At 51.1% G+C, this 9,328-nt stretch carries 5 protein-coding genes; 4 read left to right on the top strand and 1 reads right to left on the bottom strand.

Translation table 11 applies throughout. The features are described from left to right. Window positions 1-91: 91 nt before the first annotated feature. Window positions 92-2,107 (bottom strand): hypothetical protein, encoded by a 2,016-nt coding sequence (locus tag VE954_RS25530; RefSeq protein ID WP_324958170.1) that lies wholly within the window; start codon window positions 2,105-2,107, stop codon window positions 92-94. Window positions 2,108-2,754: 647 nt separating this feature from the next. Here VE954_RS25530 and VE954_RS25525 point away from each other — a divergent pair. The 4 genes from VE954_RS25525 (at window position 2,755) to VE954_RS25510 (ending at window position 9,305) form a co-directional block, all read left to right on the top strand. Further along, window positions 2,755-3,063, top strand: coding sequence for a hypothetical protein (locus tag VE954_RS25525; RefSeq protein WP_324958168.1), 309 nt, complete (start codon window positions 2,755-2,757; stop codon window positions 3,061-3,063). A 45-nt stretch (window positions 3,064-3,108) separates the two neighbouring features. Continuing rightward, window positions 3,109-4,779, top strand: a complete 1,671-nt coding sequence (locus tag VE954_RS25520; protein ID WP_324958166.1) for a DUF692 family multinuclear iron-containing protein — start codon at window positions 3,109-3,111, stop codon at window positions 4,777-4,779. Window positions 4,780-4,950: 171 nt separating this feature from the next. Continuing rightward, window positions 4,951-6,207 (top strand): TolC family protein, encoded by a 1,257-nt coding sequence (locus VE954_RS25515; RefSeq protein WP_324958164.1) that lies wholly within the window; start codon window positions 4,951-4,953, stop codon window positions 6,205-6,207. Then, the gene (locus tag VE954_RS25510; RefSeq protein WP_324958162.1) at window positions 6,204-9,305 is read left to right on the top strand and encodes an efflux RND transporter permease subunit; all 3,102 of its coding nucleotides are present in this window, start codon (window positions 6,204-6,206) and stop codon (window positions 9,303-9,305) included. The genes VE954_RS25515 and VE954_RS25510 overlap by 4 nt, the downstream gene beginning before the upstream one ends. Window positions 9,306-9,328: the final 23 nt, after the last annotated feature.

The raw sequence follows: 9,328 nt of genomic DNA, 5'->3' as shown, positions 1-9,328 counted from the left end.
GTAATGATTCTGAAGTTGCTGAACCCACAAGCTTTTTGTCTTTGGATGTCTGGGACATGGATGAAGCCTCATTTCCGCCACTTTCATTATACTAATTTATCGGCAGAAACTGTCTCATACTTGGCTGAGATATAGGGCTTCCAACCGCTGTCCCGTCAGTTCTAGCGCTGCAAGGCATCGCTTCTAGAAGCATTTGTGCTCTTTCTCGTTCAGGTAGCTCGGAATTATAAAGATAGAAACTACAGAAAGGGTATCTTACATAAGAGAAGGAGATAAACAAACGCTTGTCGTTTTCCAAAACCCTGACGGTATCTACATTAATGTCAAAACCTGGAACCAATTCAGGGTTGAAATCGAGAGAATTTCTTGCTCCTTCTTCAAAAATCGACCATGAGCTAAGGCTGTTGTTGTCAACATCTTCCATCCAGACACCTCGTGCGTCATCGGTAATACTAACAATGCTAGGCACAACATTAGTCTTCCAGATATCGATTAGAATAGGTTCGGAACCCAGTTGCGTCAATTGATCAGCAGCTTCGAAATAAGTTAGCTTGTTTTCATGTATTCTGGTTGCAACGACGATTTGCGTGTCGTTTTTCAAAAAGCGGACAGCTGAAATATAGTCATCCTTAAATTCCATTTTCTGAATCTTTACGTCATTGCCTATGAGCTTCCCATAATAGACATAAGTGAAGGTGAACCAGAAGAATTTCGATCCGTCCTTGGATACCTGCCAGCCGTTTGGTAGACCGTCGGAAGTGATCAATGCTTTTTCTTCAAAAGTCTCAGCATTTGTGAGGGAGGCTGCAAAATGCAATTTGTTTGGCTGATAAACAGACTCGATCGACACGAAATACTTCCCATCCGCTAAAGGCAATGCAAGACGGGGATAATGATTTTGCGGTGCAACGCGCATATTCACTTGAACACTCGGTTCCATCCATGGACGATGCATTGTGAGCAGTATGGACGTCTCTAGCTGTTCCCGTTCGAATAGTGTTGGCAGATTTTGCCATTCCTTATAGATTTCAAGCGAAGTTAGCATCCCAAAAGGCGTTTTAGCATAACCCCCGGCGCTGAGTTCCGCGTTCTGTTGACTTGTTTTAGAAGCAATTTTCAGCCGTGCATTCTGCTGTTCCAAAAGGATCATAAGAGGCTCCGACCAATCCGAGGTATTTCCGGCTGGATCTACACCCCTATACGATAGCTGCCAGAAACCCTGTCGAGTGTCGAAGGACACCGGACGATCGGCGGCGATTCGCTCTGGCTTTTCACAAAGAGGCTCAAATCCATTTACGTTTCCGGCATCCCAGTCCTGTCGCTTGAGATGGCAAACGTCGAACGCATAGAAATCGTCGGCTGGTGATGTGAAGCGAATGTCTTGATCCGAACTTAGAACCACAAAAGGGCGACCTTTATAGACTTTATTTTTCCCTGACGATAGAGATGTCGTAATTACAGGTCCCGTGTAGTCAAATTTCACAGGACAGGTCTTGATACTTTGTTCGCCACTGCGAAAATTATTAGTGACCGTAAAATCCAGCTGGATTTTGCCTTCCGGAAAGACTCCGGCTAATTCGATACTCTGCAAAAGAGAAAAATTCTGTTTCGGCCAGGATTTTTGAACCTTGTCGGAATGAATGGAAAAACTAACTTCATATCCGCGCAGATCATGCTCTCCTTGCTGCTCAAGCATGGACTGCAGATTCAATCTACGACCAACCTCATAAGCTGGGCATACCGGCTTCAAGTTCTCAGCGGAAATATCCTTCAGCTGTAAAGTCACGGATTGATGAATTTTCGAGAAATCCAGTACTAGACCTTCCGGCTTTTCGCGATGACGTATCAGCCAAATACCTGTAGTTTCAAGGGCTAAACAGCCCTTGCTGCTCAACTTCAACGTTTGGAGTGATTGGCCTTCGAGCGACCGATATTCAAGGAGCGGTTGCGGAAGTGGATTGCCAAGGTTATCCACAAACTTAACATATGAATCCTGCCACGCAACTTCACCCCCGCAATCCAGCTGCACAGTCGAGATCGTATTTGTAATTCGCTGACAGGCTAAACCATTGAGAATCGCAAATAGAACTAGCAATCGGTATAACATTTCCTCACGCTCCATCATGGCGGCACAGTCAATATAGCGGCAATCAAACTATCATTCCAAGTCACAATGACGTTATATGAAATTCTTTTAGCCGCTTACACCACTCGCGCAGAGTCTTTACTCACAATCAGCATCTTTGTCCGCCGCTATCGATTAAGCTGAGCGTTGCAGTTAAATGAGTTTGCAGCACGATTTAGAAGCCAACTTCTCACGGTGCTAGACTAGACTTGCTCATTACTTCGAGCCTCAGGGTTATCGCTTATTTCCAAAAGGCGCCTTCAAAGTAGTTGAGAACGGGTGATTGTCGGTTTGTTGCCACATTTGGATAAGTCGTGCGAGGACACCGCATAAGAGGAGGCTTGAAACATAGCGTCGGCATATTCAAGAGCTCTGCGGTTAACCTCCACAGCCTTATAATTGCAGACAGCCTGCCAAGAAAAGCAAATTCGCTCGAATTAGCTAACCAATTTTAATTATTAGAAAAAAAGAATATTAACCTTAATAGTGTGGGCGCCTTTCTTTAGCCGTTATGAATATTTCAAGCGGCTGTCTTAGTTATTGACAGGCTATGCAAACTTTTCCCTTCATATCGGTCATAAAAATCCCATATAATCATTTCATTCATAACTTACTGATCGGAGATGTTAATGAACTCGAAGAAATTGGGCATGATCGCCGCTGCTGCTTTGACTGTCGTGGCTGCTCAAGCCAATGCTGCAGACAAGAAAGCTGTGAAAGCTGGCGAAGCATCGGTTTGCGCGAGCACCTGCGGCGCTCCCCCCAGCAATAACTGCGGCGGCAAAGTCCATGAAGGCATCAAGGACGAACCTGCTTGCAAAGCCAAAAACGGCACCTGGATGAGCAAGGCTGAATTTGAAAAGAAAGCAGCTGCTGCCAAAGCCCCTGAAGCAGCAAAAGCTCATGACCACGCTCATCCTGCTCCTGCTAAGAAGTAATCCAAAGGGGAGCGCATGCTCCCCTTCTTCGCTCCTGAGGTCTCCATGTTGCAACAACTCGGTTTCGGGGTTGGGCTTCGCCCCGCGCACTACCCGGACTTCCACGCACGCAATACCCCCAAAATCGATTGGCTGGAGATTATCAGCGAAAACTTCATGGGCATCGGTGGACGCCCGCGACGGCATATTGAAAAGATTCGCAGTGACTATCCTATAGCTTCACATGGTGTAGGTCTTGGTATTGCTGGTCTTGATCCGCTGAATGAACGTTATCTGAAACTCCTCAAAGAAATGATCGACTGGCTGCAGCCAGCCATGGTCACCGACCATCTCTGCTGGACCTCGTGGAAAGGTCAGCAGTCCTATGACCTCCTGCCCTTTCCGCTGAATGAAGAAAGTCTGAACCACATCTGCGCCCGCGTGCAAAAAGTCCAGGAAACCCTTAAAAGGCCTATGCTGCTCGAAAACCCCAGCATGTACATCGATTTCCTGGCGTCCGACATGCACGAGCCCGACTTCCTCAACGAACTTTGTGCCCGCACCGGTTGCGGTATTCTTCTCGACATCAATAACTGCATGGTGAACAGCAAAAACCTGGGCTGGGACCCTGAATTCTATATCAATCGATTGAAACCCGAATACGTCGGACAGTTTCACCTTGCCGGTCATTCCGTAAGCGAAGACATTTGCATCGACACTCACGATCAGCCCGTACCTGATGAAGTCTGGAGCCTTTACCGTAAAGCCATCAAACTCTTTCCAGGTGTGCCCAGCCTCGTGGAATGGGACGGTCATCTTCCATCCCTATCCCGACTCGGGGACGAACTCGCAGCTGCACGGCAGCATGCAGAGGCCGCTCAAACAGAGACGCCCCTGGACCAGGCTCCTATAACAATTCCTGATCTCCGCAGCCAAAGCAAAGCCAGCCTCGCCACGCATCAGGAAAAACTGTTCTCCGTATTACGACGCGAGACCTTGCACGATAACATCACCGATCTTCTGCACAACTCCAACGTCAAACCTTTCCACGGTTTAAGCGCCTACACCAACAATCACTTCCTGGGTCTTCTGGAAGCGCTCAAAACCACCTTCAAGACTTTGCATGCCATCGTTGAAGACGACGCCATGACCGAGATCGTGTCGCAATACATTCGCCACATTCCACCAGAAAATTTTTCCATCAACTTTGCCGGATCGCGCCTGCCAACCTTTCTGATGGAACACCCGATCGGCATCGATTTTGGTGTCCCGCAGGCGTTGATTGCTGAACTCGCAGCCTTTGATGCCATGCACATGGAGCTCGCCACGCAGCCGGATCCAGCCGTGTCGCCTTTGGACTTGAATATCCTGATAAGCTGGTCACCAGATGAATGGGACGAGGCGACCTTCGTTTTCCGTAACGAGCACCGGGTTCTATCCCTGAATTGGGATGTGCTCACGGTCTATACAATGCTGCAAGCTGGCGAAGTTCCCCCACCCCCGGACCCTGCATCAGCGCCGATTTTAATGACCCGAACGGAAGATGGCCTTCTGTTCGACCGATGTCCGGACAATATCCAAAGCCTCCTCACGCTCCCCGAAGCCCCCTTCACTTTGCTCGATCTGGTTGAAATTTTTAAAACCAAGGATCAGACCGAGGAAGAAGCTACGGAGCTGGCCCTCGACGCTTTGATTGCGGCTTTGAAGCGATCCATGATCGGCCTCAAACCCACTTAAAAGTCAATTTGACACTCAAACTCTCCTCATTCTTTTCTCACCTGGCCTACGGGATTCTGGGTGAGTTTACATTCACCACGGGGCCTGCGACTCTTGACTCGCCAGGCCTTAGTGTGAATGCTAAACAATAATTCTCATAGTTCCCCTTCGTGCCGTCTGAAAAGGATCACCATGAAACGCTCCCTCAAGATAACTCTGGTCGGACTGGCCTGGGCTGTGTCCTGGCCGGCCTTTGCGGCCTTTACCTTGGATCAAACGTTTGATCTTGCTCTCAGCCAATCGGAAAACCTGACTCTGGGAAGACTGGAAATCGAACGCCAGCAGCAATCCGGAGAAGCCATAAGAACTCTCAATCAGCCGCGCGCCCGCATTGCCGGCGATTTTAGCCGCGTTTACTCCAAAGTGGGCGGTTCGGATGTTCGCGGTGATTGGCAGCCGTCCCTGCATACAGAACTTCGCCAGCCTATTTACGAAGGCGGCTCCATTCAAGCGCGCCTGCAAAGCGTGGAATACCTGACGACCGCGGCTCGCTGGGATTTCGAGGCGCAAAAGGAAGAACTTTACCTGCAGGTGGCTCAACTTTTTTATCAGATTGTCGGCAGCGATTCGGATATTGCCAACCTGCGCGAGACCGAACGAATCTATAGGCAACGCGTCAGCACCTTGCAGAAACGCGCCAGCATCGGTCGCTCCCGTGATGCTGAAGTCCTGGCAGCCCGCACGCAACTGGAAGCCACCAACGCGCAAATTCAAGCCTCGATAGCTTCGCGCGATAGCGCACAAAGACGTCTGGCGTGGCTCACAGGCCAATCAGGTTCTTTGAATCTATCGGATCGACTCAGCATCACCGATATGAAATTGACCGGCAAGCAGGAAAAAATCCTGCCGACGGTGGAAGCGGCTCGTATCCGCGTGGCCCTCGCCGAAAGCCGGATCGAGGAAGCCCGCACCGCCACCAAACCTCGGGTTGATCTGATTGCCGCTCATGACTGGAGCTATCCCTTCCCTGATAATGAGCAGGTGAACCGACTCAGCTTTGGTGTGGGTCTGACCTGGACCCTTTACGATGCCGGCGAAGTGGAAGCCAATGTGAAGACGGCGGTCATCGAGCGATCGCAGGCCAACGTCACCCAAAGCCTGGAAACCCGGGAAAACCGTTTGATTCGCGAGCAGGCCGAGCAAGCCTATCGCGATGGGCTGGAACAGATTCAGCTTTATGATAAGGCCCTGGCCGCAGCGGAACGCAGTGTGAAGATCCAGCAGGAGGAATTTGAAAATGGCCTCCTGACCAACCTCGAAATCATGCAGGCTTTGGATCAGCGTCTGCAAATCAAACGTAACCGCGACCAGGCCCTCTATAATGCGAAGCTGGCCTATATCGAGGCTCAGCTGCAGGTCCGTGGTCTGCCGAAAGCAGGCCGCCGATGAACATTTCCGAACTGTCCATTCGCAACCATGTTTTCACCTGGATGCTGATGTTCGGGCTCATATTCTTCGGCGCTCTTGCGTATCGGGAAATGGGCGTGAGCCTGAATCCCGATATCGACTTTCCCGTCGCCAACATCAGCGTGAACCATCCTGGTGCTGCTCCTGAAGTGATTGAAAAGGATGTCATTGAACCCCTGGAAGCTGCAGTCGTCGCCATTCCAGGCATCAAATCGCTGGTTTCGGACATCCGCACGGGATCGGGCAACATCAGTGTGGAATTTGAAATCGGCCAGGACATTGATATTGCGATTCAGGAACTGACCTCGCGCATCAGTCGGGCCCAGCAGTTTTTGCCAAAAAACATGGACCCACCGATTCTCTCGAAGATGAATCCGGAAGACAGCCCGATCATGTTTCTGGCGGTTAAAGCCGGTAAACTTTCACCGCGCGAATTGATGATCCTGATTAAGGAGCGCATCCAGGATCCCCTGTCTTCGGTGGCTGGCGTTGCGGAAGCTACGGTCTTTGGATACATCGAACCGATGATTCGGGTCGATCTGGATCTCGATAAACTCAAAGCTTTTGAGCTCACGGCCGATGACGTGGTGCAAGCGATCCAACGGGAGCATAACGAGCTGCCCGCTGGGGCCCTGACTCTCGGCGAAAAGGAGCAGGCGCTTCGGGTCCTGGGTGAAGTGGGCAGCGCCGACGAGTTAAAAAAAATCCAGATCACCCGTCGCGGTGGAAGCCCGGTTTATAGCAGCCTCACGCTCGGGCAGATCGCCAATATTTACGAGGGCACCGATGAAATTCGGCGGATTTCCCGCGTCAACGGCCAACCCACATCCACCATCGGGATTCGGAAACAGCGCGGCTCGAATGCAGTGGAAGTCGCCGATGCCGTCAAACTCAAGATCGAAGAATTGAATAAAATTCTGCCTGAGGGCACGGGCCTTGAAGTTAACTTCGACACCACATCGTTCATCCGCGAATCCGTCGAGGAACTGGTGGTCACCATCGTGCTGTCAGCCGCACTCACCTCCCTGGTCTGCTGGCTCTTCCTCGGTTCCTGGATCGCCACCTTCAATATTATTCTGGCCATTCCGACTTCGATCATCGGCAGCTTCATCGTCCTCAAAATGCTGAATTTCACCTTGAATACATTTACACTGCTGGGCTTATCCCTGGCCATCGGGATCGTTGTCGATGATGCGATCATTGTCCTCGAAAATATTTTCCGGCATCGGAAGACCGACAAGGACCCCGTGCGTTCCGCCTTGACCGGCAGTCGGGAAATCACTCTGGCGATCCTGGCAACGACGGCGGCCGTGGTGGCCATCTTTTTGCCCATCGCGTTTATCAAAGGGATCGTGGGCCAGTTCATTTTTCAATTTGGTGTGACCATCTCGGTCGCCGTTTTACTCTCGATGGTGGAATCCCTGACTCTGGCGCCGATGCGCATATCGCGCTTCAAAGGCGACGGCACGCGCACGACTCGTTTTGGCAAAGCCTTTGACGGTGGCATGGAATGGTTGGGCCGCACCTATGGGCAGAGTCTCGGTCATGCGCTGAAATTTCGCTGGCTCTATCTTGGCCTTGCGATGCTGGGCTTTGCCGCTTCACTTTATACGATCAAACTTTTGAAAACCGAGTTTGCGCCAGCTTTGGACGAAGGGCGGGCTTTTGTTTCTGTAAAAACCCCTGAAGGTTCATCACTGGAATTCACCGACGCAAAGTTAAAAGCGGTGGAGGCCGAGATTCAGAAATTACCGTTTGTCACCCGCCATTTCTCTTCCATTGGCGGCTTTGGCGGCGCTGGACGCAACAACTCCGGAACCGTCATTGTTATCTTCGGCAAACCCAAGGAGCGCGGCCCGGAATGGGAACTCAGCGAAATCGAAGCCAGCCTGCGCCAGGCGGTAAAAAACGTGCCGGGTGTGCAAGGCTTTGTCCGAGCCAGCTTCGCCGCAAGTATCGGCGGTGGCGGCGGTCAGCCTGTGGAATTCACGGTCAAGGGTCCCAATGACAAGGAACTGCGCGTCGCCACCAAAAGCTTGATCGCACAGTTGGAAAAAACTGGTCTGTATGTCGGCATCAATGCCGATAACCTGAATGCCATTCCAGAAATGCATGTCGTCCCGAATCGCGAGGCAGCGCTGCAATATGGAGTGGATATCGCCACGATCGCGAGCACTCTGAACACCATGTTCAGTGGAACCCGCGCGGCAAACTATTCGCAAGGCGGACGCCGTTATCCCATCATGGTGCGCCTTCCCAAGGAAACCCGTAACTCCATCAATGTGGTGAAATCCATTCAGGTTCGCAACAATCGAGGTCAGCTGGTGCCGCTGCACGCGGTGGTTAAGCTGGTCACCGATGATGGTCCTTTAACCATTTACCGGGAAAATCGTCAGCGTGGGATTGCTGTGAGTTCGGGCCTGGCACCGGCGGCATCCCAAGGTGATGCGATCGAGCGCGTGCGGACGGAAGCAGCCAAAATCCTTCCGGCCGGATATTTCGTCGATCTTTCCGGTTCGTCTGAAAGTTTCCAGGAATCCTTCCAAAGTTTCCTCATTGCCCTGGGGCTTGGCATTATTGTCTCGTATATGGTTCTGGCCTCGCAGTTCAATAGCTTCGTGGATCCCGTGACCATTCTCATGGCTTTGCCTTTCAGCGTCTCGGGCGCTCTCCTCGCTCTCTGGGGTACCGGGCAATCCCTCAACATGTACAGCATGATCGGTCTGATTCTTTTGATGGGAATTGCCAAGAAAAACTCGATTCTCCTTGTGGAATTTACCCATCAGCTGCGCGAACAAGGTTATGGGCTGTATCATGCCATTCAGGATGCTGGACGGCTACGGTTGCGACCCATTCTGATGACCACGCTCGCCACAGTCGTTGGAGCGATTCCTGCAGCCCTGAGTTTTGGGCCAGGTTCTGAAACAAGGATTCCAATGGCTATGGCGGTGATAGGTGGAGTGTTTTTTTCCACGCCGCTGACGCTTTACGTGGTGCCGATCGTTTATAGTTTATTTACGCGAGAAGAGTCGCCCGAAACGGAAAGACTTTTTAGTCATAAGGCTTCCGCGGAGGTATGAAAAAGTTTCCCGGCCTTTCCATA

It is taken from the genome of Oligoflexus sp. (assembly GCF_035638955.1).
Classification (GTDB): Bacteria; Bdellovibrionota_B; Oligoflexia; order Oligoflexales; family Oligoflexaceae; genus Oligoflexus.
Note: the sequence above shows the minus strand (reverse complement) of the source record. Positions and strands in the feature narration are given on the sequence as shown.

Coding starts and splice junctions, on each gene's coding strand:
- VE954_RS25530 (WP_324958170.1), bottom strand. CDS start 2,107: ATGTTATACCGATTGCTAGTTCTATTTGCGATTCTCAATGGTTTAGCC.
- VE954_RS25515 (WP_324958164.1), top strand. CDS start 4,951: ATGAAACGCTCCCTCAAGATAACTCTGGTCGGACTGGCCTGGGCTGTG.
- VE954_RS25520 (WP_324958166.1), top strand. CDS start 3,109: ATGTTGCAACAACTCGGTTTCGGGGTTGGGCTTCGCCCCGCGCACTAC.
- VE954_RS25510 (WP_324958162.1), top strand. CDS start 6,204: ATGAACATTTCCGAACTGTCCATTCGCAACCATGTTTTCACCTGGATG.
- VE954_RS25525 (WP_324958168.1), top strand. CDS start 2,755: ATGAACTCGAAGAAATTGGGCATGATCGCCGCTGCTGCTTTGACTGTC.